Here is a 26,691-nt window from a genome sequence, read left to right on the forward strand (position 1 = left end):
AACGGGGCTATCCAGGAGGGCTCCGACGCCGTGATCACACCAGACACAGCGAGATCATCTCACCCGTGACCAGCAGTTACGGGACAGCCCTTAGATTCTGAGCGAGGAGGGCGGGGCGGGCCGGGCGCTCCAATCGGCCACGGCGTTGGTCATGGGTTGCTGTCGATCCAGACCGTACGGCGCTCGGTGTTGAACACGTGCCAGATGCGGTCGCCGGTGGTCATCTCGATCTGCTGGCGGACGAGCCGCTCGCCCCGGTGGACGCTGCAAGCTAGATCGCCCTTGAGCCGGTTGTGGCGGTCGGCGAGGACGGGAACGCCTTGGCGTTCGCAGATCCGGATGATGCGGTGGGTGCGGGCCGCGGTGAGATCGTGGGTGCGGCCGGGCAGTGCGGCGAGATCCACGGCAGCTTGCCCGTTGGATCGGCCACGAGCTGCAGGTTCACGCCATGGCGGCGGTGCTTCTGGGAGAAGTCCGCACGGCTGTCGCCGACCCGGTCGCACTCGGCGAGGGTCCCGTCGAGCAGGACGTGCTCGGGGTCGGTCTGCCGCAGGACTCGCAGCAGGCCGGGCGCCCGCTGGGACAGGTGATCCACGAGGGCCGTCACGTAGGCGTGGGCGGTGCCGACGGATATGCCGAAACCAGGGGCGATCTGCGTGAGTGGGTCGTGCCGGCGAAGGTAGATCAAGCCGACGAGAGCACGCTGGTGAGGCGGTAGCTTGCAGCGGCGGTCACCCTCACGGGTGACGATGAGCATGGTTACCCACTCGACCAAGGCGTGAGGCAGGTCGAGTGCGGCAGGATACGGAACCAACGAGGCTCCTGCGCTGACGAGTTGAGACGTCGAACACCTCTCTCAACGGCACAGGAGCCTCGTGCGTTGCGGACGTCGGCCTCGTCACCCGATCAGTGGTCACCCTGAAAATGCTCACTGCCGGCCTCCGTGGGCGGCCGGGAGCGGAGCCGTGGTGGCCCGGGGTGGACCGGGAGCCCGGCTCCACGCATCGGTGGCCTGGGATGTGCCGCCGATCGTCCCCAGTTACGTACGACTCCGTCGCGCACCACCGTGTACGACTTCCTCGAGCAAGGCTCTCCGGCTACACAGCTGCTTTGGTTACACAGCGCTACGTGACCAAGGTGTGCCAACTAACACTCTCCATGCGCCAACAAAAATTCTCGGTCACACCCGCGCCCCTCGGGACCCTCTGCATAGTCATTGCATAAACGTGCAGGCGTGCGTATAGTCATGCCATCCAGAGGAGGACGGACATGGCGGTACGTGCGGCGGTTGCCGGGGCGAGTGGTTATGCGGGTGGCGAGGTCCTGCGGCTGCTCCTCGCGCACCCCGAGGTCGAGATCGGGGCCCTGACCGGGAACTCCAACGCCGGGCAGCGGCTCGGGGCGCTCCAGCCGCATCTGTGGCCGCTGGCCGACCGGGTGCTGACGGAGACCACGGCCGACGAACTCGCGGGCCACGACGTGGTCTTCCTCGCGCTGCCGCACGGGCAGTCCGCGGCCGTCGCCGAGCAACTCGGCCCGGACGTGCTGGTGATCGACATGGGCGCCGACTTCCGGCTGGCGGACGCGGCCGACTGGGAGAAGTTCTACGGCTCCCCGCACGCCGGCACCTGGCCCTACGGTCTCCCCGAGCTGCCCGGTGCCCGCGCCGCGCTCACCGGGGCCAAGCGGATCGCCGTACCCGGCTGCTACCCCACCGCCGCGACCCTCGCCCTCTTCCCGGCGTACGCCGCCCGGATCGCCGGGCCCGAGGCCGTGATCGTCGCCGCCTCCGGCACCTCCGGCGCGGGCAAGGCGCCCAAGCCGCACCTGCTCGGCAGCGAGGTCATGGGCAACATGTCGCCGTACGGCGTCGGCGGCGGCCACCGGCACACCCCCGAGATGATCCAGAACCTCAGCGCGGTCGCGGGCGAGCGGATCACCGTGTCCTTCACGCCGACCCTGGCCCCGATGCCCCGCGGCATCCTCGCCACGTGCAGCGCCAAGGCCGCGCCCGGCGTGAGCGCGGGCACCGTCCGCGCCGCCTACGAGAAGGCCTACGCCGACGAGCCCTTCGTGCACCTGCTGCCCGAGGGCCAGTGGCCCGCGACGGCCGCCGTCCACGGTTCCAACGCCGTTCAGGTGCAGGTCGCCTACGACGAGGCCGCGGGCCGCATCATCGCGATCAGCGCGATCGACAACCTGACCAAGGGCACCGCGGGCGGTGCCGTCCAGAGCATGAACCTCGCCCTGGGTCTCGCCGAGACCACCGGGCTTTCCACGATCGGAGTCGCACCGTGAGCGTCACGGCAGCCAAGGGATTCCGGGCGGCCGGTATCGCCGCCGGGATCAAGCAGAACGGCAACCCCGACCTGGCCCTCGTGGTCAACGACGGGCCCCGCCGGGCCGCCGCCGGCGTCTTCACCGCCAACCGCGTCAAGGCCGCGCCCGTGCTGTGGTCCGAGCAGGTCGTGAAGAGCGGCCAGGTCTCCGCCGTCGTCCTCAACTCCGGTGGCGCCAACGCGTGTACCGGCCCCAAGGGCTTCCAGGACACCCACGCCACCGCCGAGAAGGCGGGCGAGGCGCTGGGCCGCGGCGCCATCGAGGTGGCCGTCTGCTCCACCGGCCTCATCGGCGTCCTGCTGCCCATGGACAAGCTGCTCCCCGGCATCGACACCGCCGCCGGGCAGTTGTCCGAGCACGGCGGCGAGAAGGCCGCCATCGCCATCAAGACCACCGACACCGTCCACAAGACCGCGGTCGCCACCGGGGACGGCTGGACCGTCGGCGGCATGGCCAAGGGCGCCGGCATGCTCGCCCCCGGCCTCGCCACCATGCTGGTCGTGCTCACCACCGACGCCGACCTCGACCAGGCCACCCTGGACAAGGCCCTGCGCGCCGCCACCAAGGTCACCTTCGACCGCGTCGACTCCGACGGCTGCATGTCCACCAACGACACCGTGCTGCTGCTCTCCTCCGGCGCCTCGGGCGTCACCCCCGCGTACGACGCCTTCGCCGAGGCCGTACGGAAGGTCTGCGACGACCTCGGCCGTCAGCTCATCGGCGACGCCGAGGGGGCCAGCAAGGACATCAAGGTCGAGGTGGTCAACGCGGCGAGCGAGGCGGACGCCGTCGAGGTGGGCCGCTCCATCGCCCGCAACAACCTCCTCAAGTGCGCCATCCACGGCGAGGACCCCAACTGGGGCCGCGTCCTGTCCGCGATCGGCACCACGAGCGCCGCCTTCGAGCCCGACCGGCTGAACGTCGCCATCAACGGCGTCTGGGTGTGCAAGGACGGCTCCGTGGGCGAGGACCGCGACCTGGTCGACATGCGCTACCGCGAGGTCCACATCGTGGCCGACCTGGCCGCCGGCAGCGAGACCGCGACCATCTGGACCAACGACCTGACCGCCGACTACGTCCACGAGAACAGCGCGTACTCCTCATGACCACGACCCGTAAACACACGGCCCTGCCCAAGGCGAAGATCCTCATCGAGGCGCTGCCCTGGCTGACCCGGCACCACGGAAAGATCGTCGTCATCAAGTTCGGCGGCAACGCCATGGTGGACGAGGACCTGAAGGCCGCCTTCGCCCAGGACGTCGTCTTCCTGCGGCACGCCGGACTCAAGCCGGTCGTGGTGCACGGCGGCGGCCCGCAGATCAGCGCCGCCCTCGACCGGCACGGCATCGTCAGCGAGTTCAAGGCGGGCCTGCGCGTCACCACCGAGGACGCCATGGACGTCGTACGGATGGTGCTCGCCGGACAGGTGCAGCGCGAACTGGTCGGCCTGCTCAACCGGCACGGCCCGCTCGCCGTCGGAATCACCGGCGAGGACGCGCACACCATCACCGCCACCAAGCATCTGCCCGAGATCGACGGGGAGTTGGTCGACATCGGGCGCGTCGGAGAGATCACCGCGATCGACACCGGCGCCATCGAGGCCCTGCTCACCGACGGCCGCATCCCGGTCGTCTCCTCCATCGCCCGAAGCCAGGACGACGGTCATGTCTACAACGTCAATGCTGATACGGCGGCTGCGGCACTCGCTGCGGCCCTTGGCGCCGAAACGCTCATGGTCCTCACCGACGTCGAGGGCCTCTACGAGGACTGGCCGCACTCCGACGAGGTGATCAGCCGCCTCACCGCGAGCCAACTGGAGAAGCTGCTCCCGGACCTGAGCTCCGGAATGGTGCCCAAGATGCGGGGCTGCCTGCACGCGGTGCGCGGCGGCGTGCAGACCGCCCGCGTCATCGACGGCCGGGTGCAGCACTCGATCCTGCTGGAGATCTTCACCGACGAGGGTATCGGCACCATGGTCGTGCCCGACGAGCCCGAAAAGGACGCACAGTGACGGGGAACCACGGGAACCAGGACCTGACGCAGCGCTGGCAGGGCGCGCTCATGGACAACTACGGCACGCCCCGCCTGCCGCTGGTGCGCGGCGCGGGCGCCACCGTGTGGGACGCCGAGGGCCGCGCGTACACCGACTTCGTCGGCGGCATCGCGACCAACGCGCTCGGCCACGCCCACCCGGCGATCGTGGAGGCCGTCACCCGGCAGATCGGCTCCCTCGGCCATGTCTCCAACCTCTTCATGGCCGAGCCGACCATCGCCCTGGCCGAACGGCTGCTCCAGCTCTTCGGCCGCGAGGGCCGGGTCTTCTTCTGCAACTCCGGCGCCGAGGCCAACGAGGCCGCCTTCAAGATCGGCCGGCTCACCGGGCGCACCCACGTCGTGGCCACCCAGGGCGGCTTCCACGGCCGCACGATGGGCGCCCTCGCGCTCACCGGACAGCCCGCCAAGCAGGACCCGTTCCGGCCGCTGCCCGGCGACGTCACCCATGTCCCCTACGGCGACGCCCAGGCCCTGGCCGCGGCCGTCACCGAGGAGACCGCCCTGGTGATCATCGAGCCGATCCAGGGCGAGAACGGCGTCGTCGTGCCCCCGCCCGGCTATCTCAAGGCCGCCCGCGCCATCACCGCCGCCACCGGCGCCCTGCTGGTCCTGGACGAGGTGCAGACCGGCGTCGGCCGTACCGGCACCTGGTTCGCCTACCAGGCCCACGAGGGCGTGCTGCCCGACGTGGTCACCCTCGCCAAGCAGCTCGGCGGCGGCCTCCCGCTCGGCGCCACCGTCGCCTTCGGCCGCGCCGCCGAACTGCTCCGGCCCGGCCAGCACGGCACCACCTTCGGCGGCAACCCGGTCGCCTGCGCCGCGGGCCTGGCCGTCCTCGCCACCATCGAGGGCGAGGGCCTGCTGGAGAACGTCAAGCGGCAGGGCGAGCGGCTGCGCACCGGCATCGAGGCCCTCGGCCACCCGCTGGTCGACCATGTCCGGGGCGCGGGCCTGCTCCTGGGTATCGTGCTCACCGGGCCGCGCGCGCAACAGGTGCAGCAGGCGGTCCAGGAGGCCGGCTTCCTGGTGAACGCCCCCGCCCCCGACGTCGTACGGCTCATGCCCCCGCTGAACCTGCGCGACGACGAGGCGGGCGCCCTGCTCCAGGCACTGCCCGGCATCCTCGACGCAGGCGGGGACGGACGATCCGGAGAATGAGACGACGATGAGCCAGGCGCAGCAGCACGAGCAGCAGACAGGTGCCGGGCCCGGCGTGCCGCAGACGCGCACCGCGCGGCACCGCCGGATCGTGGACATCCTCAACCGGGAGCCGGTGCGCTCGCAGAGCCAGCTGGCCAAGCTGCTGGCCGACGACGGGCTCAGCGTCACCCAGGCGACGCTGAGCCGGGACCTGGACGAGCTGAACGCGGTCAAGATCCGCAACAACGACGGCGACCTCATCTACGCCGTGCCCAGCGAGGGCGGCTTCCGCACCCCGCGCGCACCGCTCGGCGAGTCCGCCAAGGAGGAGCGGATGCGGCGCCTGTCCCAGGAGCTGCTGATCTCCGCGGAGGCCTCGGCCAACCTGGTCGTGCTGCGCACCCCGCCCGGGGCCGCCCAGTTCCTCGCCTCGGCCATCGACCAGGCCGAACTCCACGACATCCTCGGCACCATCGCGGGCGACGACACCCTGCTGCTGATCAGCCGCAACCCGACCGGCGGCCAGGCCCTGGCCGACCACCTGCTCAAGCTCGCCCAGAACGGCCACTGAGCCCGGTACGGCATGCGGGCCCCGGCCCCCCGGCGGAGAATGGGCGGGTCGTCCTCCGCGACGGGCGGACCGGGGAAGAGGGAGCGGCAATCCCCGGGCGGCCGTCGGCCGTATGAAGAGGTGTGTCGGGTTTGCGGTTCCCCGTGGGGCGCCTCCCGGACGAGGCTCTGCTGTCCGGGCTGGCAACCGGAGACCAGGAGCTGGCCGTCGTCTTCGTGCGACGGTTCCAGCACCGGGTCTTCGGTGTCGCCATGGCCGTCACCGGGGACCGTCAGCTCGCCGAGGACGTCGCCCAGCAGACGTTCGAACGCGCGTGGCGGCACGCGCAGATCTACGACTCGCGCCGTGGTTCGGTCACCACCTGGCTGACCACCATCGCGCACAACCTGGCCATCGACGCCGTACGCGCCCGGCGCACGGAGCCGGTGGCCCCCGAGGACCTCGACGCCCTCCTCGGCACCGTCACCGAGACCCCCGAGCGATGGGCGCTGGCCGACGAGGCCTCCGCCCGGCTGCGGGCCGCCGTGGCCCGGCTGCCCAGGGAACAGGCGCGGGCCCTGATGATGGCCGGCATCTACGGGATGACCGCCCAGCAGGTCGCCGACGCGGAACAGATCCCGCTGGGCACCGCCAAGACCCGCATCAGGGCGGCGATGGGCAAACTGCGCACCACACTGTCGGCTCCGGAGCGAGGCGGCCATGTCCAGTGACGCGAACTGCGAGAAGCTGCGCGAGATCGGCGCCGAGCTGGCGCTGGGCGTGCTGCCCGGCCGCGAGCGCGCGGAGGCGGTCGCCCATCTGGACCGGTGCGCGGACTGCCGGGAGTTCGTACGGCAGCTGACCCTGGTCGGCGACCGGCTGATCGGCCTGCTGCCCTGCCAGGAGCCGCCGCTGGGCTTCGAGAGCCGGGTGGCGCGCAGCCTCGCCCAGCAGGCGGCCGCGGACGGGCGCGCCCCCGCGCGCGCCCAGGCGTTCCCGGTACTGCGCAGGCGCGCACGCCGGGCCCGGATCCGGCTCGCGGCGGCCGCCGCCGGCCTCGCGGTGGTCGCCGGGTTCGCCGGCTGGGGGATCGGCACCGCCGTGGAGACGGTCACCGCCGCGCCCCCGCGGGCCATGGAGTCCGAGCCCATGCTGGTCGGCGACATGACCTCGGCCTCGGCCGGCGGCTCGCCCGTCGGCGAGGTCTACGCCCATCCCGGCAGCCCCGGCTGGATCTTCATGACCGTCGACCTCGCCGGGCACGGCGCCGCGTACACCGGCCGGGTCGGCTGTGTGCTGGAGCGCTCCGACGGCACGACCGTGCGCGTGGGCGACTTCACCCTGCGGGACGGGCGCGGCTACTGGGGGGCCACGGCCCCCATCGACCCGGACTCGGTCTCCGGCGCCCGGCTGACCTCCGCCGACGGCACGGTCCTCGCCCACGCCCACCTCCAGACCGGGCATGTGCTGACCAAGGGGACGGGGGCGCCCTCACGGCAGACGTGAGGGCGCCGCACGGCGGCGGCGGACGGGTGCGGCCCGCTCACGGCAGCCCGCTCACGACAGCACGGTGCCGGTGTGCAGCCGGTGCAGCCGGGCGTACGTCCCGTCGCGCCCCAGCAGTTCGCCGTGGACGCCGTCCTCCACGACCCGGCCCCGGTCGAGCACCACGATCCGGGTCGCGTCGCGCACGGTGAGCAGGTTGTGCGAGATGACGATGGTGGTCCGCCCGGCCATCAGCCGGCGCAGCGGACCCATGATCCGCCGCCCGGAGCCCGCGTCGAGCCCGGTGGTCGGCTCGTCCAGCAGCAGCACGGGCGCGTCCCTGACCATCGCGCGGGCGATGGCGAGGCGCTGGCACTGGCCGCCGGACAGGGTGCGGCCGCGCTGGCCGACCAGGGTGTCGTAGCCGTCCGGGAGCCGCTCGATGAACTCGTGCGCGTCCGCCGCGCGCGCCGCCGCGACGATCTCCGCCTCGGAGGCCGCCGGGCGGCCGTAGGCGATGTTCTCCCGCACGGTGCCGTGGAAGACCAGGGTCTCCTGGAGCACCACCGCGACGCTCTCGCGCACATCGGCCAGCCGCAGGTCGCGCAGATCGGTGCCGTCGAGCCGGACCGCGCCCCGGTCGGGGTCGTAGAACCGCAACTGGAGCCTCGCGGCGGTGGACTTGCCCGCGCCGCTGGCCCCGACCAGCGCCAGCGTCTGTCCGGGCGCCACCCGGAACGACACGTCGGCGAGGGCCCAGGGTGTGGTGCCGGGGTAGCGGAACCAGACGCCGTCGAACTCCACCGCACCGCGCGCCCGGCCGACGGGGCGGGCACCCGCGCGCTCGGTGACCTGCGGCCGCTGGTCCAGCAGCTCGATGATCCGCTCGGCCGAGGCGGCGGCGGAGTAGAAGGTGGTGCCGAGGCCGGACAGGCCGTGCACCGGGCCGTACATCTTGCCGATCAGGGCGAGGAAGACCAGCAGCCCGCCGAGGGTGAGCTGGCCCTGGGACAGCTTCCAGGTGCCGAGTCCGAGCACCGCGAGCCCGCCGGCCACCTCGATCAGCTCCACGAGGGGGCCGTACAGGGCCCGGATCCGCGTCGAGGCCATCACCGCCCGGAACCGGCCCACACTCTCCCGCTCGAACCGGCGCCCCTCCCAGTCCTGCCGGTTGTACGCCTGCACGAGCGCGACGTTGCCGAGCGCCTCCTCGGCGATCGCGCCGAGCGAGCCGCTGCGCCGTCTGCGCTCCCGGGACGCCTCCTTGATCAGCCGCGAGAAGTGCCGGGCGGCGCCCCAGAACAGCGGCACGATGACCAGCGCGAGCAGCGTCAGATCCCAGCTCAGATAGAACAACAGGCCGACGAAGACGGCCAGTTGGAGGACGTAGTACAGGGCGTCCGCCACGCCCGACAACAGGAAGGTCTCGACCGCGTCCACGTCACCCGTGACACGGGAGAGCACGTCGCCGAGCCGGCGGCGTTCGAAGAAGCCGAGGGACAGACCCTGCACATGCCGGAAGACGTCGCTGCGCAAGGTGAGCAGGAAGCGTTCGCCGACCCAGGTGGAGGTCATCTCGTCGGCGAAGCCGAGGATGCCGGAGCACAGGATCAGCCCCAGGTAGGAGGGGGCGATCCAGAGAAAGGGGAGCAGGTCCCGGGGGACCAGCACCTCGTCCACGACCGACTTGAACAGCCACAGTTCCCCGGCGTCGACGGCCGGTCCGGTGAGGCTGAGCAGCAGCAGCGGGACGAGCCAGCGGCGGTTGCCGCGGGTGTAGGGCCAGAACCGCCGGAACACCTCGCGCGGGGAGACCGCGGGCGCGGGTGCGACGACGTCGCCGGCGGCCTCGGGGGTGCCGGGGCCGGGGTCGCCGGGGTCTCCCGGCGACGGCGGACGCCGCAGGACTCGCGCCATGGGATGCGTTCCTCGGGGATCGGCCGGGCGGGCCGGGTCCTGTGGTCCCCGGTCCGCCCGGCCTGTGCGGAGGCCGGTCAGTAGCCGCCGTGGCCGCCGTGACCGTGGCCGTGGCCGTGCCGGTCGCCGTGGCGGTCGCCGTGGTCGTGGTCGTGCCGGTCGAAGTCGTCGAAGCGGTCGTCGCGGTCGCGGCCGTGGTCGCGGCCGTGACCGCCGTGGTCATCCCTGGTGGGCAGCAGACTGCTGAAGATTGCCATGGTGTTCCTCCCGGAGATTTCGCTGCACCAGGGGTACGTCCGGGGACCCCACTCGGATGGCTTCTCCGAGGAAAAATCTCCCTTTCAACCCTTTTTTCACTCCACGTAGGCGGCCAGTCCCTCGGTGCAGCGCACCTCGCCGTGCGCCGTGAGCAGCAGTCCCTCGGCGCCTGGCAGCGACTCCAGCCAGGCGAGACCCGCCCGCGAGCCCCGCGCGAACGCGGCCGTGGCCCAGCAGTCCGCCCAGGTCAGCCGAGGTGCCACCACGGTCACCGAGACCAGGTCCGTGACCGCGGCCCGCCCCGTGCGGGGATCGACGATATGGGCGCCCCGCTCGGCCGTGCCGGACGTGGCCACGGCCAACTCGGCCGCCCCCGCCGCCGACACCACCGCGGCGAGCCCGCCGGGGCGCAGGGGATCCGCGATCCCCACCCGCCAGGGCCGCCCCGCCTCGGGCGCGCCCAGTAGCTGCACGTCCCCGCCGCCGTTGACGCTGACCCCGGACACCCCGTCCACCTCGGCCAGCCGCCGCGCCGCGCGCTCGGCCGACCATCCCTTGACGATCCCGGTGGGATCCAGCACCCCCCGGTAGCGCGTACTGAACCAGCCCTCGCTCACCCGCTCCGCCTCGGCCGCCAGCCCCAGCACGCGCGCGACGTCGGGCCCGCACTGCTCCACCGTCAGCTCGCCCCGGGCCAGCCGCGACACCTCGCTGTCCTCGCGATATGTGCTGAACACCGCGTCCACACGGTGCAGTTGCTCCACGGCCTCCGCGAGCGCCGTCCGCACCGCGCCGCTCTCCCCGCCGCGCACGTCGAAGGAGAACACGGTCCCCATGACCTCCTCCGCGTGCCGCACCGCCTCACCCATGGGCCCGGTCCAGCGCCGACTGGAGCGACTTGACGTAGCCGTCGCTGGTGTAGGTGGCCCCGGAGACGGTGTCGATGCGGGCGGTGCCCGCGGCGACGGCTTCCTGGTCGAGTCTGGGTACGGCGAGGGCGGTTTTCTTGCTGTTGAGTCCGCCGTGGGGTGCCTGGACGGCGTCGGCTTTGGTGATCCTGCCGTTGCTGACGGTGATGCGGACCTGGACGGTGCCGTAGCGGGTGGCGACCGCGTCGCCGGTCAGCGTGCCGGGGGCCCGGGAGGCGTCTCGGGACGGGTCCGGGGCGGCCGCCGACGCCGGGTCGGCCGTCGGTTTCAGCGTCACCAGCAGGACGACGCCGGAGACGGTCGCGGCGCTCGCCAGGACGACCCGTCGTACGGGATGGCTCTTTCTCATCGGCCTCTTACTCCCGGTCTCACATCTCGAACGACTCGTGGTGGATGCGCCGCGCGGGGACGCCCGCGCCGCGCAGCGCCTCGTACACCGCGTGCGTGAACCCGGCCGGGCCGCACATGAAGACGTCGTGCCGGTGGAGGTCCGGGATCTTCTGGCGCAGGTTCTCCGACGAGATGTCGGGGCGCTCGCCGTCCGGGCTGTTCACCGCGTAGATCAGGCGCGCGTCGCGCTCCTCGGCGATCGCCGCCAGTTCGTCCCACAGCGCCAGGTCGTTGGTGCTGCTGGCCCGGTACAGCAGGGTGATGTCGCCGGCCCCGCCGGGCAGCGTCTCGAACAGCGCCCGCATCGGCGTGATGCCGACCCCGCCCGCCACCAGCAGCACCTTGCCCCGGCTGCGCCGCTGCGCGGTGAGCGCGCCGTACGGGCCCTCGGCCCACACCCGGGTGCCGGGCCGCAGCTCGCGCAGCCGCTCGCTGTGGTCGCCGATCGCCTTGACCGTGATCCGCAGCAGTTCCGGGCGGGGCGCCGCCGACAGCGAGTACGGGTGCGAGCTGAACCGCATCCCCGGGGCGAGGAAGCGCCAGCGGAAGAAGTGGCCCGCCTCCGCGCCCATCCGGTGCAGCCGCTGCCCGCGGATCAGCACCGACACGATGCCCGGGGTCTCCTCCACGACCGCCTCCACCCGCAGCCGGTGCCGCCGGTTCAGCCGGACCGGGGTGACGATCCGGTACCAGACCACCAGCGCGGTGACGGCGCCGTACAGGGCGTACCAGAAGGTCTTGGCCAGCGGCGTCACCGCGAAGTCGTTGCCGGTGCTGAGCTGGTGCCAGAAGGCCAGGAACACCGCCGCGTACGTCAGCAGATGCACGTGGTACCAGGTGTCGTACGGCAGCCGGCGGCGGACCCACCCCACCGACGTCAGCCCGACGAGCACCAGCAGACCGGTGCCGATCGCCGCCTTGCCCATGTCGGGCATCTGCTCGACCGACTCCACGGTCTCCCGCACGATGCCGCCGAGCGGCCTGCCCGCCTGCCGGGTGTACGCCACCATCGTGAGCACGACGTGCGCCACCACCAGGCTCAGCGTGTACCGGCCGCTCATCGCGTGCCAGCGGGTCACCCGGTCCGAGCCGACCCGCCGCTCCAGCGCCGGGACGCGCGCCATCTGGAGCACCACCAGGGCCATCAGATAGCCGGCCAGCAGGCCCGTGATCCGGCCCGCGTTGAGGATCCGGCCGGTGTTGCCGTCGACGGCCGGTGTGTCGTGCCACCACAGCCAGAGCACCGCGGCCGCGCCCGCCCAGACCACGAGCAGCAGCGGGACGGCGGGCGAGCGGCGCCGCCGTATCCGGCGCATCGTCTGCCGTCGGGCGGCGCGTCCGCCCGCGAGCGTGGTGGTCATGGTTCCTCCATCCGGTCCGGGCCGTCGGCCCTCAGCCGCGTCTCGCATCGGTCCGCCGCTCAGCCGCCCGCCGCGTCCAGCGCGGACTGGAGGGACTGCTGGTAGCCGGTGCTGGTGTACGTGGCGCCCGAGACCATGTCGATCCGCGCGCTCTGCGCGGCCAGCGCCTCCCGCCGCAGCTGCGGGAGGGCGTAGCTGTTGATCTCCTGGTCACGGGGGTTGTCCTGGGGGTACTGGACGGCCGTCACGTCGGTGAGCTTGCCGTCCTTGATGGTCACCCGCACCTGGACCGGGCCCCAGCGGGTCTGCGAGGTCTGGCCGGTGACGGTCTTCGAGGCGCCTTTGGGGGAGGCGGGCGCGCTCGCGCCGCCCCCTGGGGACGGAGTCGACGCGCCCACGACGAGACCCGAACTGGTGTGCGGCTTCAGGGACAGCAGCAGCACCATAGCGGAGACCGTCGTGGCACTCGCCAGGACGATGCGGCGCAGCGGCCGGTTCTTCCTCAATGCGTGCATTGCTTCCGCCTCACAGTTCGAACGACTCGTGATGGATGCGGTGGTCCGGCGTCCCGGCTGCCCGCAGGGCCTCGTAGACGTCCCGCGCGAACCCGTGCGGTCCGCAGATGTAGACGTCATGTGCGGGCAGATCGGGCACGGTCGCCCGCAGCGACTCGGCCGTGATGTGAGGTCGCTCACCTCGCGGACCGTTCAGCGCGTACAGCACCCGGGCGCCGCGCCACCGGGCGATCGCCTCCAGCTCGCCGCCCAGCGCCAGCTCCTGCGCCGAGCGCGCCCGGTACAGCAGGGTGACCTCCCCGGGCAGCGTCTCGAACAGGGCCCGCAGCGGGGTGATGCCGACACCGGCCGCGATCAGCAGGGACCGCCCGCCGCTCGCCCGGTCGGCGGTCAGCGCGCCGTACGGGCCCTCCGCCCACACCCGGGTGCCGGGCCTGAGCAGGGACACGGCCGTGCTGTGGTCGCCCAGCGCCTTCACCGTGATCCGCAGCAGATCCGGGCGCGGCGGCGCGGACAGGGAGTACGGCGTGGACGTCCAGGCCATGCCCTCGGCGAGGAACCTCCACCGGAAGAACTGGCCGGGCCGCGCCCCCAGCCGGCCGAGGTCCCGCCCGCGCACCACGACCGAGTACACACCCGGCGCCTCCCGCTGCACCGACTCCACCCGCAGCCGGTGGCGCCGGTTGAGCCGGACGGGCGCGAGGATCCGGAACCACACCACGAGCGCCGCGACGAAGAGGTACAGCGCGTACCAGGCGGCGGTGGCCACCGGCTCGCCGTTGAACTCGTCGCCCAGCGACACCTGGTGGAAGAAGGCGAGGAACACGGCCGCGTACGTGAGCAGATGGACGTAGTACCAGACCTCGTGACGGATACGGCGCCGGGCCGCCCGCGCGGAGGTGACACCGACCGCGAACAGGATCACCGTGCCCGCGGTGGCCTTCAGCATGTCCGGGTAGTCCAGCACCACGGTGACCGTCTCGTGCCACAGCGACGCCCGGTCCTGCGCGGCGTACCCGGTGAGGATCAGCACGACATGCGCCACCAGCAGGCACACCGTGTACCGCCCGGCCATCGCGTGCCAGCGGGACACCCGGTCCGAGCCCACCCGGTTCTCCAGCGGCGGCACCCGCGCCATCAGGCCGACGAGCACCGCGCAGGCGTACCCGCACAGCAGCCCCGCGAGCCGCCCCGCCCCGGTCAGCCAGCCCGCCGCACCGACCACGGAGGCGGTGTCCGTCCACCAGAGCGCGACCACGGCCGCCGCCCCCGCCCACAGCACCGCCAGCAGCGGCCCAGCGGGGGAGCGCCGCGCGGTCCCCGGCAGGGGCGGCGCCGGCCGCCTCATGTCCACGGCTGTCATCACTGCCGTCCCTTCGTCCGCCACCCGGCCCACCGGCCGGCCAGGCCACTGTGCGGGCCGAAGCTCTGAGGGACCTCTGAGAAAGGGCCCTCGGCCGGTTCTTCGAGGGCTTTCTCACAGAGGTCTCAGAGTTCTCTCAGAAACCCGGCCTGACCAGGAGCTACGGCGCCTCGCCGAGGCCACTCAGAGGAAACTCAGAGCCCCCGCGGCGGCCGGCCGCCCCGCCCAGCGGCGATGCTGGAGGAGCGATGAACACGACCCGCTCCGGCCGACCGGCCCTCACCCGTCCCGACGGCACCCCGCTGCGCGTCCTCGTGGTCGACGACGACCCCGACCTCGCCGAGGTGCTCACCGGCGCCCTGCGCTACGAGGGCTGGCAGGTGCGCGCCGCGGCCGACGGCACCGCCGCCCTCGCCGCCGCGCGCGAGCTGGTGCCCGACGCCGTCGTGCTGGACGTGATGCTCCCCGACATGGACGGCTTCACGGTGCTGCGCCGGCTGCACGAGACCCAGCCCGGGGTGTGTGTGCTCTTCCTCACCGCGCGGGACGCGGTCGAGGACCGGATAGCCGGGCTCACCGCGGGCGGCGACGACTACGTCACCAAGCCCTTCAGCCTGGAGGAGGTCGTGGCCCGGCTGCGCGGACTGCTGCGCCGCGCCGGCATGGCCGGCCGCCCGGAGCCGGAGGAGGAGCCCGGACTGGTGGTGGGCGACCTGGTGATGGACGAGGACGCCCGGGAGGTGACGCGGGCCGGCGAGCTGATCGAACTCTCGCCGACCGAGTTCGAACTCCTGCGCTTCCTGATGCGCAATCCCCGCCGCGTCCTGAGCAAGGCGCAGATCCTGGACCGGGTCTGGTCCTACGACTTCGGCGGCCGCGCCCATGTGGTCGAGCTGTACATCTCCTACCTGCGCAAGAAGATCGACGCCGGCCGCGAGCCGATGATCCACACGGTCCGCGGGGCCGGCTACGTGCTGAAACCGGTGACCGGGTGAACCCCCTCGCCCGCCTTCCCCGCTTCCGCACCCTGCGTGCCCGGCTCACCTTCGGCCTGGTGGTCCTGCTCGCGGTGAGCTGCGCCGCGGTCGGCGTGGCCGCCGTGGTCGAGCTGAACGGCTTCCTCACCCAGCGCCTGGACGAACAGCTCGCCCAGGTCGGCACCCGCTTCCCCGAGAGCCTGGAGCACCACGGCAAGCTGCCCGACGACCACGACGGCGACGAGCAGGCCGACACCCGCCGGATGGCCACCGGCACCTTCGGCGCCCGCCTGGTCCATGGCACCGTCACCCACAAGGGCCTCATCCGCTCCGGCGACCTGTCCGCCGACCTGGACGTCGCCCTGCCCGCGGGCGACGCCGGGCGGCTCGCCCGGATCCCCGCCGACAGCCGCCCGCACACCGTCCACCTCTCCGCCCTCGGCGACTACCGGGTCATCGCCACCGCCGGCCGCGACGGCGACGTGCTGATGGCGGGGCTCCCGCTGGAGCCGGTCGAGGCCACCGTGCACCGCCTGGAACTGGTCGCCGGGGTCGTCTTCGGCCTCGCCCTGGTGACGGCCGGGGTGACCGGCGCCCTCTGGGTCCGCTGGTCCCTGCGCCCGCTCGGCCGGGTCACCGCCACCGCCACCCGGGTCAGTGAACTGCCGCTCGCCAGCGGCGAGGTGGCGCTGCCCCCGCGCACCCCCGGCGCCGACCCGCACAGCGAGGTCGGCCAGGTCGCCGCGGCCCTCGACGGCATGCTCGGCCATGTCGAGGACGCGCTCACCAAACGGCACGCCAGCGAGGAGCGGCTGCGCCGGTTCGCCGCCGACGCCAGCCATGAGCTGCGCACCCCCGTCGCCTCGGTCCGCGGCCACGCCGAACTGGCCCTGCTGCACCCCGGCCCGGTGCCGCCGGAGGTCGGCCGGGCCCTGGAGCGCATCGCCGCCGAGTCCTCCCGGATGGGGCTGATGGTGGACGACCTGCTGCTGCTCGCCCGCCTCGACGCCGGGCGCCCGCTGGAGCGCGGCCCGGTCGACCTGACCCGTCTGGTCCTGGACGCGGTCACCGACGCCCGCGCCGCGGGGCCCGGCCACCGCTGGGTGCTGGACCTCCCGGAGGACCCGGTCACCGTCACCGGCGACGCCCACCGCCTCCACCAGGTGCTGGCCAATTTGCTGGCCAACGCGCGGCTGCACACTCCCGAAGGCACCACGGTCACCCTCACCCTGGACCCCCGGCCCGACGCCGTTCGCCTCTCCGTCCACGACGACGGCCCCGGCATCCCCGAGGACCTGCGCTCCGCGGTCTTCGAACGCTTCACCCGGGCCGACCACCGCCGCCACGGCGACGCGTCCGCCACCGGAGCGGGCCTGGGCCTGTCCATCGTGGCGGCGGTGGTGGAGGCGCACGCGGGGACGGTGGCGGTGGAGAGCGGGCCGGGCGCCACGACCTTCCGGGTCACCCTGCCCGCCTGACGTGTCAGTAGCGGGTGACGCTCGTGGCGCCGTCCCGCGTGCCGATGGCGATGCGCGGCCCCTTGCCGGGCGCCACCCACCGCAGGATCCGCCGCATGGCGGCCTCCGGCACCGACACGCAACCGGCCGTCGCCCCCTTGCCGTCGACATGCAGGAAGATCCCGGCCCCCCTGCCCCGCACCGGCCGGTGGTAGTTGAACCCCACGACGAGCCCGTACGCGTACGGCCCGGTGTAGGCGCTCAGCCGCTCCGACTCGGCGGCGCGGCAGTCGTCCGGCAGCGGATCCGTCCACCGGTTGTACGACGACGACCGGTCGTCCTGGCACCACCAGGAACTCTCCCGCACAGGCCGGTACGAGATCCTCGTGCCGGCCGGCGCCGCCCTGATCCCGAAGCCGAACGGGAGGTCGTACAGCCCGGTCGGCGTCGTGTTCGTGCCCTGCCTGCGCGAACCCCCCTCCACCAGCCCCTTCGCCCCGAACCGGGCCGGCGCGGAACCGGCGCGCACCCAGGTCCCGTGCCGCAGGTCCCACCACGTGACGGTGCCCGTCGTGGACCTCGTGTCCGGCGCCTGGGCGATGATCAGCTGGGTGCCGCCGCCGGTGTCCGCCATCCGCGCGGGCAAGGGGAGTGGCGCCGGCCCGCGCGGGGCGGGCGCGGCCCCGAGCAGGCCGAGCGCGGAGACGGACAGGAGGCTGGCGAGGACACCGGGGCGCATGCTCAGACGCTAGACGGGGGCAGCGGCAACGGCAGCCCGGGCAGTCCGTCCAGGCTCGTGGCGATGTGCTCCTTCTTGGTGAAGTACTCGTTCAGCGAGGCGTCGTCCTCCCGCGCGAAGCGCCGCTCGTGCAGATCGCGCTCCTCCTCGTACGCCATGAAGGGGACGGCGTACCCGCAGGTGTCCCGCACCAGTTCGGCGCGCACCACGATGATCGCGCGCAGCCCGTGCTGTGCCGGGTCGGCGTCGGGGAAGCGGGCGAGCAGTCCGGGAAAGCGCGGGTCGTCACGGAAGACCGGCTCGCCCCGGCCGTGCACCCGCACGATGTTCGGCGGGCCCTGGAAGGCGCACCACATCAGGGTTATCCGCCCGTTCTCGCGCAGATGGGCGACGGTCTCCGCGTTGGATCCGGCGAAGTCCAGGTAGGCCACGGTGAGTTCGTCCAGTACGGCGAACGAGCCCCGCAGGCCCTTGGGGGAGAGGTTGACCCGCCCGTCGCCGGACAGCGGCGCGGTCGCGAGAAGAGGGGCTGTTCCTCGATGAAGGTGCGGAGTCGGCCGTCGATGCGTTCGTAGGTCTTTCCCATGGCCGGGATTATTCCCGGAACTCGTTCGACTGTCTAAGGACTCTCATGTCACCCGGAGAGGCGATTGACGAATCATGCAGAGTTCTGCATACTCATGCATGTCAGCAAATGCACTGTGAGGAGAAACCCGTGACCGAGCGCGTCGTACTCGCCTACTCAGGCGGTCTGGACACCTCCGTCGCCATCGGCTGGATCGCCGAGGAGACGGGCGCCGAGGTCATCGCCGTTGCGGTCGACGTCGGCCAGGGCGGCGAGGACCTGGACGTCATCCGCAAGCGCGCCCTCGCGTGCGGCGCGGTCGAGGCCGAGGTCGCCGATGCGAAGGACGAGTTCGCCGACGAGTACTGCCTCCCGGCGATCAAGGCCAACGCCCTGTACATGGACCGCTACCCGCTGGTCTCCGCCCTCTCCCGGCCCACGATCGTCAAGCACCTCGTCGCCGCCGCCCAGAAGCACGGCGCCACCACGGTCGCCCACGGCTGCACCGGCAAGGGCAACGACCAGGTCCGCTTCGAGGCCGGCATCGTCGCCCTCGCCCCCGACCTGAAGTGCATCGCCCCGGTCCGCGACTACGCGATGACCCGGGACAAGGCGATCGCCTTCTGCGAGGCCAAGCAGCTCCCGATCGCCACCACCAAGAAGTCCCCGTACTCCATCGACCAGAACGTCTTCGGACGCGCCGTCGAGACGGGCTTCCTGGAGGACATCTGGAACGCCCCGATCGAGGACATCTACGAGTACACCTCCAACCCCGCCACCCCGCGCGAGGCCGACGAGGTCGTCATCAGCTTCGAGCAGGGCGTCCCGGTCGCGATCGACGGCAAGCCCGTCACCGTCCTCCAGGCCATCCAGCAGCTCAACGAGCGCGCGGGCGCCCAGGGCATCGGCCGCATCGACATGGTCGAGGACCGCCTGGTCGGCATCAAGTCCCGCGAGGTCTACGAGGCCCCCGGCGCGATCGCCCTGATCACCGCCCACCAGGAGCTGGAGAACGTCACGGTCGAGCGCGAGCTGGCCCGCTACAAGCGCCAGGTCGAGCAGCGCTGGGGCGAGCTGGTCTACGACGGCCAGTGGTTCTCCCCGCTCAAGCGCGCCCTGGACGGCTTCGTCAACGAGGCCAACCAGCACGTGACCGGCGACATCCGGATGACCCTGCACGGCGGCCGCGCGGTCGTCACCGGCCGGCGCTCCGAGTCGTCCCTGTACGACTTCAACCTCGCCACCTACGACACCGGCGACACCTTCGACCAGGCGGCGGCCAAGGGCTTCATCGACATCTACAGCCTGTCGTCGAAGATCGCCGCGCGCCGGGACCTCGCGGGCTGACCCGCACGCAGACCCGGCGTGAACCCCGTACGGGTTCACCTCGCACGCATCAGCCTGACAGCCGCCTCCTCACCTGCAAGGGTGGGGAGGCGGTCGCACAGAGACACTTCCGAGGAGCAACGCAGTGAGCAGCAACAGCGGTGACGTACGGCTCTGGGGCGGCCGTTTCGCCGACGGTCCCGCCGAGGCCCTGGCGAAGCTGTCCGCGTCCGTCCACTTCGACTGGCGGCTCGCGCCCTACGACATCGCCGGCTCGCGTGCCCACGCGCGGGTGCTGCACAAGGCCGGGCTCCTCACCGAGGACGAGCTGACCCGCATGATCGCCGGACTCGACCGGCTGGAGGCGGACGTCGCCGACGGCTCCTTCACCGGCACCATCGCCGACGAGGACGTGCACACCGCCCTGGAGCGCGGCCTGCTGGAGCGCCTCGGCCCCGACCTGGGCGGCAAGCTCCGCGCCGGCCGGTCGCGCAACGACCAGGTGGCCACCCTCTTCCGGATGTACCTCAGGGACCACGCCCGGATCATCGGCGGCCTGATCGCCGACCTCCAGGACGCCCTGATCGCGCTGGCCGAGGCCCACCCGGACGTGGCGATGCCCGGCCGCACCCACCTCCAGCACGCCCAGCCGGTGCTCTTCGCCCACCACGTCCTCGCCCACGTCCAGTCCCTGTCCCGGGACGCGGAGCGGCTGCGCCAGTGGGACGCGCGCACCGCGGTGTCGCCCTACGGCTCGGGCGCCCTCGCGGGCTCCTCCCTGGGCCTGGACCCGGAGGCGGTGGCCGCGGACCTCGGGTTCGAACACGGCAGCGCCGCCAACTCCATCGACGGCACCGCCTCCCGGGACTTCGTCGCCGAGTTCGCCTTCATCACCGCGATGATCGGCGTCAACCTCTCCCGGATCGCCGAGGAGATCATCATCTGGAACACGAAGGAGTTCTCCTTCGTCACCCTCCACGACGCGTTCTCCACCGGCTCCTCGATCATGCCGCAGAAGAAGAACCCGGACATCGCGGAGCTGGCCCGGGGCAAGTCCGGCCGCCTGATCGGCAACCTGACGGGTCTCATGGCGACGCTCAAGGCCCTGCCCCTCGCCTACAACCGCGACCTCCAGGAGGACAAGGAGCCGGTCTTCGACTCCTGCGACCAGCTGGAGATCCTGCTGCCCGCCTTCACCGGCATGATGGCCACCCTCACCGTCCACCGCGACCGCATGGAGGAACTGGCCCCGGCCGGCTTCTCCCTGGCCACCGACATCGCCGAGTGGCTGGTCCGCCAGGGCGTCCCCTTCCGGGTGGCCCACGAGGTCGCGGGCGAGTGCGTCAAGGTCGCCGAGGCCGAGGGCAAGGAGCTGGACGAACTGACGGACGAGCAGTTCGCCGGGATCTCCGCCCACCTCACCCCCGAGGTCCGTACGGTCCTCAACGTCCCCGGCGCCCTGGCCTCCCGCAACGGCCGCGGCGGCACCGCCCCGAGCGCGGTGGCGGTGCAACTGGCCGAGGTGAAGGCGGACGTGGCCGAGCAGCACACGTGGGCCGACGCGAAGAAGCGGAACTGACGGACGCCGCGCGAAGCCGCGCGTCAGCGCCCGTACGCGCTGCCAGGCGGGTGCGAAGGGCATCACGGGTTACGTTGGTCGGGAGCCAGACCGACCGAACGGAGCCCGCGATGCCCTTCGCCCGCCTCGCCCACGCCACCACCGCGACCTGCCACCTCGGCCTCGGCCTGGCCGCGGTCGGCCGCCCCGGCTACATCAACCTCGGCCGGGACGAGGACCTCGGAGCGGAGCGGAGCGTCGACGCCCTGCGCACCCGCACCCACGAACTCCTCGACGCCGCCTACGCCCAGGGCGTCCGCTACTTCGACGTCGCCCGCTCCTACGGCCGTTCGGAGGAGTTCCTCGCCCAGTGGCTGGACGCGAACCCCGGCCTCGATGACGTGGTCGTCGGCAGCAAGTGGGGCTACACCTACACCGCCGACTGGTCCACCGACGCCGAGCGGCACGAGGTCAAGGACCACGGCCTGGCGACGTACGAGCGGCAGCGCGCCGAGACCGACGCCCTGCTCGGCGAGCGGCTCGACCTCTACCAGATCCACTCGCTCACCCCGGACAGCCCGGCCCTCACCGACAAGGAACTGCACGCGAGGCTCGCGGAGGCCGCCGCCGGGGGCCTGACCATCGGCTTCTCCACCAGCGGCCCCCGGCAGGCGGACACCGTCCGGGCCGCCCTCGCGGTGACGGTCGACGGCGAACCCCTCTTCCGTACCGTCCAGTCGACGTACAACATCCTGGAGCACTCGGCCGCCCCGGCCCTCGCCGAGGCCCACGACGCCGGGCTGACCGTGATCGTCAAGGAGGGCATGGCGAACGGCCGGCTCGCCGGTCCGAACGCCCCCGAGGCGCTGAAGTCGGTCGCCGCGGAGGCGGGACTCGGCTGTGACGCCGTCGCCCTCGCGTGGATCCTGCGCCGGCCCTGGGTGGGCGTCGTCCTCTCCGGCGCCGCCACCCTCACCCAGCTCGCGTCCAACCTGCACGCCCCCGCCGTCGACCTGGACGACGAGCGGATGACCCGCCTCGCCACGCTCACGGAGGACCCGGGCGCCTACTGGGAGCGGCGCGGGCAACTGCCCTGGCACTGAGGAGCGCGCTCGCCCTCACCGCTTGTAGCCGAGCACCGTCATCATCCCGCTCTCCGAGTGGTACTGGTTGTGGCAGTGCAGCATCCACAGCCCCGGGTTGTCCGCGTCGAACTCGACCACCAGCTTGCGGTGCGGCAGCACCAGCGCCGTGTCCTTGCGCGCCCCCACCGCGTCCAGCCCCGTCATCGCGAACGTGTGCCCGTGCAGATGCATCGGGTGCCACATGTCCGTCGCGTTGATGAGCGTGAGCCGCACCCGCTCCCCGGCGTGGATCTCGTGCCGCTGCCGCACGTCGTACGGCTTGTGGTCGAACCCCCAGTCGAACCGCCGCATCCCGCCGGTGATCCGGATGCGGAGCTGGCGGTCGGGATGCCGGTCGGACAGGGCCACCGAGTCGGCCGGTTCCAGCCGCCGCGCGGGCACGCACTCGCCGTCCAGTTCCCGGGGGCGGACATCCGGTGCGGGAAGGTTTTTCCCCTTGTCGGTGCGCAGGACGGCGAGCGCGTTGCCCTTCTTGCCCTCGGCGAGCGCGACGAGCGGGAAGCAGCCGTCCTTGGCGGTCACCAGCACGTCGTACCGCTCGGACATCCCGATCAGCAGGGCGTCGGTCTCCGTGTGCCGCACCGGGTAACCGTCGGTGTGCGTGACCGTCATGGAGTGGCCGCCGAGCGAGACCCGGAAGGCCGTCTCCGAGCCCGCGTTGACGAAGCGCAGCCGGATGCGCTCACCGGGACGGCAGCGGAACTCCGAGGGGTTGTGCGGCAGTCGGCCGTTGGCGAGGTAGTACGGGTAGTCGACGCTGCCGCCGTCGCCGTGCAGCATGCGGCTGTGGGAGTCGCGCAGCACCCGGTCGGGGCCGCCATGGGCCTTCGCGGACGGTGACGACTTCGCCTTGGCCGGCTTGCCCGGGCTCCCGCTCGGGTGCGGGTGCTCGGGGCCCATGCCCATGCCGGCCATCCCGGAACCGCCCGGCTTGAGCTGTTCGAGCACGCCGTCGGGGGTGGAGCCGTCCACGCCGTCGAGCCAGTCGTCCAGGACGACGATCCACTCCTTGTCGTAGGCGAGCGTCTCCTTGGGGTCGTCCACCACGAGCGGCGCGTACAGGGCGCGGTCGGGCTGCATCCCGACGTGGGAGTGGAGCAGATACGTGCCGGGGTGCTTCACGGTGAACCGGTAGCGGAAGTCCCTGCCGGTGGGCACGGGCCGCTGGGTCAGGTCCGGGACGCCGTCCATGTCGCAGCGCAGCCGCACCCCGTGGGAGTGCAGGGTGGTGGTGGTCGGCAGCCGGTTGGCGAGCGTCAGGTCGAGGACGTCGCCCGCGGTGACCCGGACCAGCGGCCCCGGCACGGTGTCGTCGTACGCCCAGGTGCGCACGGAGCGCCCGCCCAGGTCGAGCTTGGCCTCCGCGGCGGTGAACCGGTAGGTGCGGACGCGGCCCGCCCCCCGCCTGCGTTCGGCGGCGAGGACCTCCGGGTCCGACGGGTTGACGTACCCCTTGGGCCCCGCCGGCACGAAGTTCCCCCCGACGCCCGCCCCGAGGGGGCCGGTGTCCGCGTGGTGGGGACCGGAGCGGCTCTCGGGCCCTGAACCGGAGCCGCAGGCCGCCAGGAAGCCCGCGCCGGCGGCTGCGAGAGGGACACGGAGGAGGGTTCGCCGCGAAGGTGTATCCATGTCTGCATCAGACATGTTCGGTGGATCATCTGCGCGGGGGCGTAGGCCGAATGCCCGTGTCCCGGGGGGAGATTCACACCGGCAGACAGCCGAACGCGGGCCGCCCCGGTGCGACCGGAACGGCCCACGTCCATCCGCTCGTGCGGCTCAGGCGGCCTTCGCCTTGGTGGCGTACATGTCGACGTACTCCTGCCCGGACAGCCGCATGACCTCGGCCATCACGGAGTCGGTGACGGCCCGCAGCACATAGCGGTCGCGGTCCATGCCGTCGTAGCGGGAGAACTCCATCGCCGGGCCGAACCGGACGGTGACCTTGCCGGGCCGCGGGATGCCGTTGCCGCCGGGCTGGAGCTTGTCGGTGCCGATCATGGCGAACGGCACCACCGGCGCACCGGTCATCAGGGTCAGCCGGGCGATGCCCGTGCGCCCCCGGTAGAGGCGGCCGTCGGGGGACCGGGTGCCCTCCGGGTAGATCCCGAAGACCTTCCCCTCCTCCAGGACCCGCCGCCCCGTCATCAGCGCCGCCACACCGCCGTTCGCGCCGTCCCGGTCCACCGGGATCATGCCGACGCCGGTGAAGAACCACGCCATCAGCCGGCCCTTGAAGCCCTTGCCGGTGACGTACTCGTCCTTGCCGATGAAGAGCACCTGACGCTTCGTGACCACCGGCAGCACGATCGAGTCGATGAAGGTGAGGTGATTTCCGGCCAGAATCACCGGGCCGTCCCCGGGAATGTGCTCCACGCCCTCCACCTGTGGGCGGAACATCAGGCGCATGATCGGTCCGAGCACTGCCTTGATGAGGCGGAAGCGGGACAACGGGTCCTCCGATGTCAGGGGAGCGATATGAGTCTGTGCAGGTGAGGACATTACTCGCGGCTCGGGCGCGAACGCACATCGGGTACGGCCGGTTCACCGAGGTCTTACGAAGTGTTGACGCGGGTTTACCTGCGGTGACGCGCGGCGGACGGCGTGTGCCGCCCTGGTGCCGATGTGACGGACATCGCGGGCCCGGCGCCGTACGCGAGGGCCCGTCACCCGCCCGCACGCACGGGCCATCCGCCGTCACCCCGGAGTTCGACGCGAAGCCGTCCTTCTGTCATGTACGCACCCCTACGATCACTCGGACTGATCAGCGAAGACAGAACGAAGACAGAAGAAGACAGCAGACGGCAGGAGGCCGCCATGGGAACCGAGCGAACCGACGAGACGCAGCCACCGAAGCAGGTCACGGGACGGCGGGCGCTCCTCGGCGCCGCGATGCTGGGCGCGGGCGGGGCGGTCCTCGGACTGTCCGGCACGGCCAGGGCCGCCGAGGCCCCGGCGCCGGGGCGCACCGCGCGCGGGCTCAAGGGCCTGCCGGTGCCGACCGTCATCGGCCACCGCGGCGCCAGCGGCTACCGCCCCGAGCACACCTTCGGCTCCTACGAGCTGGCCCTCGACTTCGGCGCCGACATCGTGGAGGCCGGCGACCTCTGCCCCACCAAGGACGGCCACCTCGTCTGCCGGCACGAACCGGAGATCGGCGGCACCACCGATGTCGCGGACCACCCCGAGTTCGCCGACCGGAAGACCACCAAGGTGCTCGACGGAGTGCCCACCACCGGCTGGTTCACCGAGGACTTCACCCTCGCCGAGCTGAAGACGCTGCGCGCGATCGAGCGCATCCCGGCCAACCGCCCGCACAACACCCTCTACAACGGCCGCTGGGAGATCCCGGCCTTCGAGGAAGTCCTGCGCTGGCAGGACGAGCAGACCCGCAAGCGCGGCAAGCAGGTCTGGATCTACCCCGAGACCAAGCACCCCACCTACTTCCGCAAGCTGGGCCTGCCCCTGGAGGAGCGGGTGGCCAAACTGCTGCGCAAGTACGGCAAGGCCGACCGCGACTCCCCGGTCATCCTCCAGTCGTTCGAGCCCACCAGCATCCAGCGGCTGAACCAGTTGGTCGACAACCCGCTCGTGGTGCTGCTGTCCACGGCCGACAGCCGCCCCTACGACTTCGTGGAGGCGGGCGACCCGCGCACGGTCGCCGACCTGATCACGCCCAAGGGCCTGCGGGAGATCGCCGGTTACGCCCAGGGCATCGGCCCCACCCTGGACCTGGTCATCCCGAGGAAGGCGGACGGCACCCTGGCCGAGCCCTCCACCCTGGTCGCCGACGCGCACCGGGTCGGCCTGATCCTGCACCCCTACACCATGCGCAACGAGAACCCCTTCCTGCCCGCCGAGTTCCGCAAGGGCGGCGCGGCCGACGGCTACGGCGACCCCTTCGGCGCCTTCCAGGCGTACTTCGCGACCGGCATCGACGGCGTCTTCACCGACAACGCCGACACCGGCCTCCTCGCCCGCGCCGACTTCCTGCGCTGACCCGCGCGGAGTTGGCTATCTCACAGGACGTCCCCGCGCGACGGCGATTGCTTCCGGCCGAGCGCGGGGATAGGAGTGTGGGGGACGACAGATGATCAGGTGAGCGGGAGGCATGCGCACATGGGCATGAGCGTGACCATCTCGGTGGCGACCGAACAGGACGCGGAGGAGATCTTCCGCCTCCAGTACCTGTGCTTTCAGAGCGAGGCGCAGCTCTACGGCAACTACCGCATCGACCCGCTCGTCGAGACTCTCGACGCCGTCCGCCGGGAGGTCGTCGTCGACTGCGTCTTCGTCGCCCGGCTCGGCGACGAGGTGGTCGGTGCCGTCCGCGGCAAGGTCACCGAGGACGGCGCCGCCGCCATCGCCCGGCTCTGCGTCCACCCCCGGCTCCAGGGCCACGGCATCGGCGCCCGCCTGCTGCGCGCCGCCGAGGCCGCCCTGGCCGGGGAACGCGGCGCCACCCGCTTCCGCCTGGAGACCGGCCACCGCAGCGAGGGCAACCTCCGCCTCTACCGCCGGGTCGGCTACGAGGCGGTGGGCCGCGCCAAGGGAACGGACGGGGTGGACCTGATCGTCCTGGAGAAGCCCGCGGCCACCTACGCGACCACGGCGTGACCGGCGC

General features: G+C 72.3%; 23 protein-coding genes and 3 pseudogenes. 14 read left to right on the forward strand and 12 right to left on the reverse strand.

Going from position 1 to position 26,691, the window contains the following annotated elements; all coding sequences use genetic code 11:
- Positions 1–252: 252 nt before the first annotated feature.
- Positions 253–814 (reverse strand): annotated as a pseudogene (locus AB0927_RS36980) (transposase family protein); the annotation flags it as partial.
- Positions 815–1,269: 455 nt separating this feature from the next.
- Here AB0927_RS36980 and argC point away from each other — a divergent pair.
- The 7 genes from argC to AB0927_RS37015 all read left to right on the forward strand — a co-directional run bounded on the left by argC (position 1,270) and on the right by AB0927_RS37015 (position 7,591).
- Positions 1,270–2,298, forward strand: coding sequence for an N-acetyl-gamma-glutamyl-phosphate reductase (argC, locus tag AB0927_RS36985; RefSeq protein WP_366672225.1), 1,029 nt, complete (start codon positions 1,270–1,272; stop codon positions 2,296–2,298).
- Positions 2,295–3,446 (forward strand): bifunctional glutamate N-acetyltransferase/amino-acid acetyltransferase ArgJ, encoded by a 1,152-nt coding sequence (gene argJ, locus AB0927_RS36990; protein WP_366672226.1) that lies wholly within the window; start codon positions 2,295–2,297, stop codon positions 3,444–3,446. The genes argC and argJ overlap by 4 nt, the downstream gene beginning before the upstream one ends.
- Positions 3,443–4,351 (forward strand): acetylglutamate kinase, encoded by a 909-nt coding sequence (gene argB, locus AB0927_RS36995; RefSeq protein ID WP_366672227.1) that lies wholly within the window; start codon positions 3,443–3,445, stop codon positions 4,349–4,351. The genes argJ and argB overlap by 4 nt, the downstream gene beginning before the upstream one ends.
- On the forward strand, positions 4,348–5,553 hold the full coding sequence (locus AB0927_RS37000; protein WP_366672228.1) for an acetylornithine transaminase: 1,206 nt from the start codon (positions 4,348–4,350) through the stop codon (positions 5,551–5,553). The genes argB and AB0927_RS37000 overlap by 4 nt, the downstream gene beginning before the upstream one ends.
- A gap of 7 nt (positions 5,554–5,560) precedes the next feature.
- Entirely contained in the window at positions 5,561–6,106 is a 546-nt protein-coding gene (locus AB0927_RS37005; protein ID WP_366672229.1) for an arginine repressor, read from the forward strand.
- A gap of 122 nt (positions 6,107–6,228) precedes the next feature.
- On the forward strand, positions 6,229–6,816 hold the full coding sequence (locus AB0927_RS37010; protein ID WP_366672230.1) for a sigma-70 family RNA polymerase sigma factor: 588 nt from the start codon (positions 6,229–6,231) through the stop codon (positions 6,814–6,816).
- Entirely contained in the window at positions 6,806–7,591 is a 786-nt protein-coding gene (locus AB0927_RS37015; protein WP_366672231.1) for a zf-HC2 domain-containing protein, read from the forward strand. The genes AB0927_RS37010 and AB0927_RS37015 overlap by 11 nt, the downstream gene beginning before the upstream one ends.
- 51 nt (positions 7,592–7,642) lie before the next feature.
- On the opposite strand, the gene AB0927_RS37020 is transcribed toward AB0927_RS37015, so the two are convergent.
- The 7 genes and pseudogenes from AB0927_RS37020 to AB0927_RS37050 all read right to left on the reverse strand — a co-directional run bounded on the left by AB0927_RS37020 (position 7,643) and on the right by AB0927_RS37050 (position 14,303).
- Positions 7,643–9,487: an ABC transporter ATP-binding protein gene (locus AB0927_RS37020; RefSeq protein WP_366672232.1), complete on the reverse strand. Its 1,845-nt coding sequence runs from the start codon at positions 9,485–9,487 to the stop codon at positions 7,643–7,645.
- Between the two features lie 77 nt (positions 9,488–9,564).
- Positions 9,565–9,744: a hypothetical protein gene (locus AB0927_RS37025; protein ID WP_366672233.1), complete on the reverse strand. Its 180-nt coding sequence runs from the start codon at positions 9,742–9,744 to the stop codon at positions 9,565–9,567.
- A 96-nt stretch (positions 9,745–9,840) separates the two neighbouring features.
- Positions 9,841–10,581, reverse strand: coding sequence for an FAD:protein FMN transferase (locus AB0927_RS37030; protein ID WP_366672263.1), 741 nt, complete (start codon positions 10,579–10,581; stop codon positions 9,841–9,843).
- 34 nt (positions 10,582–10,615) lie between these two features.
- A pseudogene (locus AB0927_RS37035) lies at positions 10,616–11,023 on the reverse strand (FMN-binding protein); the annotation flags it as partial.
- Positions 11,024–11,042: 19 nt separating this feature from the next.
- The gene (locus tag AB0927_RS37040) at positions 11,043–12,425 is read right to left on the reverse strand and encodes a ferredoxin reductase family protein (RefSeq protein ID WP_366672234.1); all 1,383 of its coding nucleotides are present in this window, start codon (positions 12,423–12,425) and stop codon (positions 11,043–11,045) included.
- A 59-nt stretch (positions 12,426–12,484) separates the two neighbouring features.
- Positions 12,485–12,940 carry an FMN-binding protein gene (locus tag AB0927_RS37045; protein WP_366672235.1) on the reverse strand — a complete coding sequence of 152 codons (456 nt, stop codon included), beginning with the start codon at positions 12,938–12,940 and terminating at the stop codon, positions 12,485–12,487.
- 10 nt (positions 12,941–12,950) lie between these two features.
- Entirely contained in the window at positions 12,951–14,303 is a 1,353-nt protein-coding gene (locus tag AB0927_RS37050) for a ferric reductase-like transmembrane domain-containing protein (RefSeq protein WP_366672236.1), read from the reverse strand.
- A 248-nt stretch (positions 14,304–14,551) separates the two neighbouring features.
- On the opposite strand from AB0927_RS37050, the gene AB0927_RS37055 reads away from it, so the two are divergent.
- Together AB0927_RS37055 and AB0927_RS37060 are read left to right on the forward strand one after the other, a co-directional pair.
- Positions 14,552–15,298 carry a response regulator transcription factor gene (locus tag AB0927_RS37055; protein WP_366672237.1) on the forward strand — a complete coding sequence of 249 codons (747 nt, stop codon included), beginning with the start codon at positions 14,552–14,554 and terminating at the stop codon, positions 15,296–15,298.
- Entirely contained in the window at positions 15,295–16,758 is a 1,464-nt protein-coding gene (locus AB0927_RS37060; protein ID WP_366672238.1) for a HAMP domain-containing sensor histidine kinase, read from the forward strand. Before AB0927_RS37055 ends, AB0927_RS37060 begins: the two co-directional genes overlap by 4 nt.
- 4 nt (positions 16,759–16,762) lie before the next feature.
- Here AB0927_RS37060 and AB0927_RS37065 read toward each other — a convergent pair whose 3' ends face one another.
- Positions 16,763–17,476, reverse strand: a complete 714-nt coding sequence (locus AB0927_RS37065) for a L,D-transpeptidase family protein (protein ID WP_366672239.1) — start codon at positions 17,474–17,476, stop codon at positions 16,763–16,765.
- 2 nt (positions 17,477–17,478) lie between these two features.
- Positions 17,479–18,062 (reverse strand): annotated as a pseudogene (locus tag AB0927_RS37070) (pyridoxamine 5'-phosphate oxidase family protein).
- 129 nt (positions 18,063–18,191) lie between these two features.
- On the opposite strand from AB0927_RS37070, the gene AB0927_RS37075 reads away from it, so the two are divergent.
- The 3 genes from AB0927_RS37075 (at position 18,192) to AB0927_RS37085 (ending at position 22,028) form a co-directional block, all read left to right on the forward strand.
- Positions 18,192–19,388: an argininosuccinate synthase gene (locus AB0927_RS37075; RefSeq protein ID WP_366672240.1), complete on the forward strand. Its 1,197-nt coding sequence runs from the start codon at positions 18,192–18,194 to the stop codon at positions 19,386–19,388.
- A gap of 124 nt (positions 19,389–19,512) precedes the next feature.
- Entirely contained in the window at positions 19,513–20,946 is a 1,434-nt protein-coding gene (argH, locus tag AB0927_RS37080; protein WP_366672241.1) for an argininosuccinate lyase, read from the forward strand.
- A gap of 110 nt (positions 20,947–21,056) precedes the next feature.
- On the forward strand, positions 21,057–22,028 hold the full coding sequence (locus AB0927_RS37085; RefSeq protein ID WP_366672242.1) for an aldo/keto reductase: 972 nt from the start codon (positions 21,057–21,059) through the stop codon (positions 22,026–22,028).
- Between the two features lie 15 nt (positions 22,029–22,043).
- Here the strand turns inward: AB0927_RS37085 and AB0927_RS37090 are convergent, their stop codons facing one another.
- Positions 22,044–23,699, reverse strand: a complete 1,656-nt coding sequence (locus AB0927_RS37090) for a multicopper oxidase family protein (protein WP_366672243.1) — start codon at positions 23,697–23,699, stop codon at positions 22,044–22,046.
- Between the two features lie 147 nt (positions 23,700–23,846).
- Positions 23,847–24,518, reverse strand: a complete 672-nt coding sequence (locus AB0927_RS37095; protein WP_366672244.1) for a lysophospholipid acyltransferase family protein — start codon at positions 24,516–24,518, stop codon at positions 23,847–23,849.
- A gap of 366 nt (positions 24,519–24,884) precedes the next feature.
- Between AB0927_RS37095 and AB0927_RS37100 the strand changes: the two genes are divergently transcribed.
- Positions 24,885–26,066 (forward strand): glycerophosphodiester phosphodiesterase, encoded by a 1,182-nt coding sequence (locus AB0927_RS37100; RefSeq protein ID WP_366672245.1) that lies wholly within the window; start codon positions 24,885–24,887, stop codon positions 26,064–26,066.
- A 120-nt stretch (positions 26,067–26,186) separates the two neighbouring features.
- Positions 26,187–26,684, forward strand: coding sequence for a GNAT family N-acetyltransferase (locus AB0927_RS37105; RefSeq protein WP_366672247.1), 498 nt, complete (start codon positions 26,187–26,189; stop codon positions 26,682–26,684).
- The last annotated feature ends 7 nt before the right edge of the window (positions 26,685–26,691 follow it).

Origin of the sequence: Streptomyces sp. NPDC048106 (assembly GCF_040706415.1) — a bacterium.
In the GTDB taxonomy this organism is placed as follows: domain Bacteria; phylum Actinomycetota; class Actinomycetes; order Streptomycetales; family Streptomycetaceae; genus Streptomyces.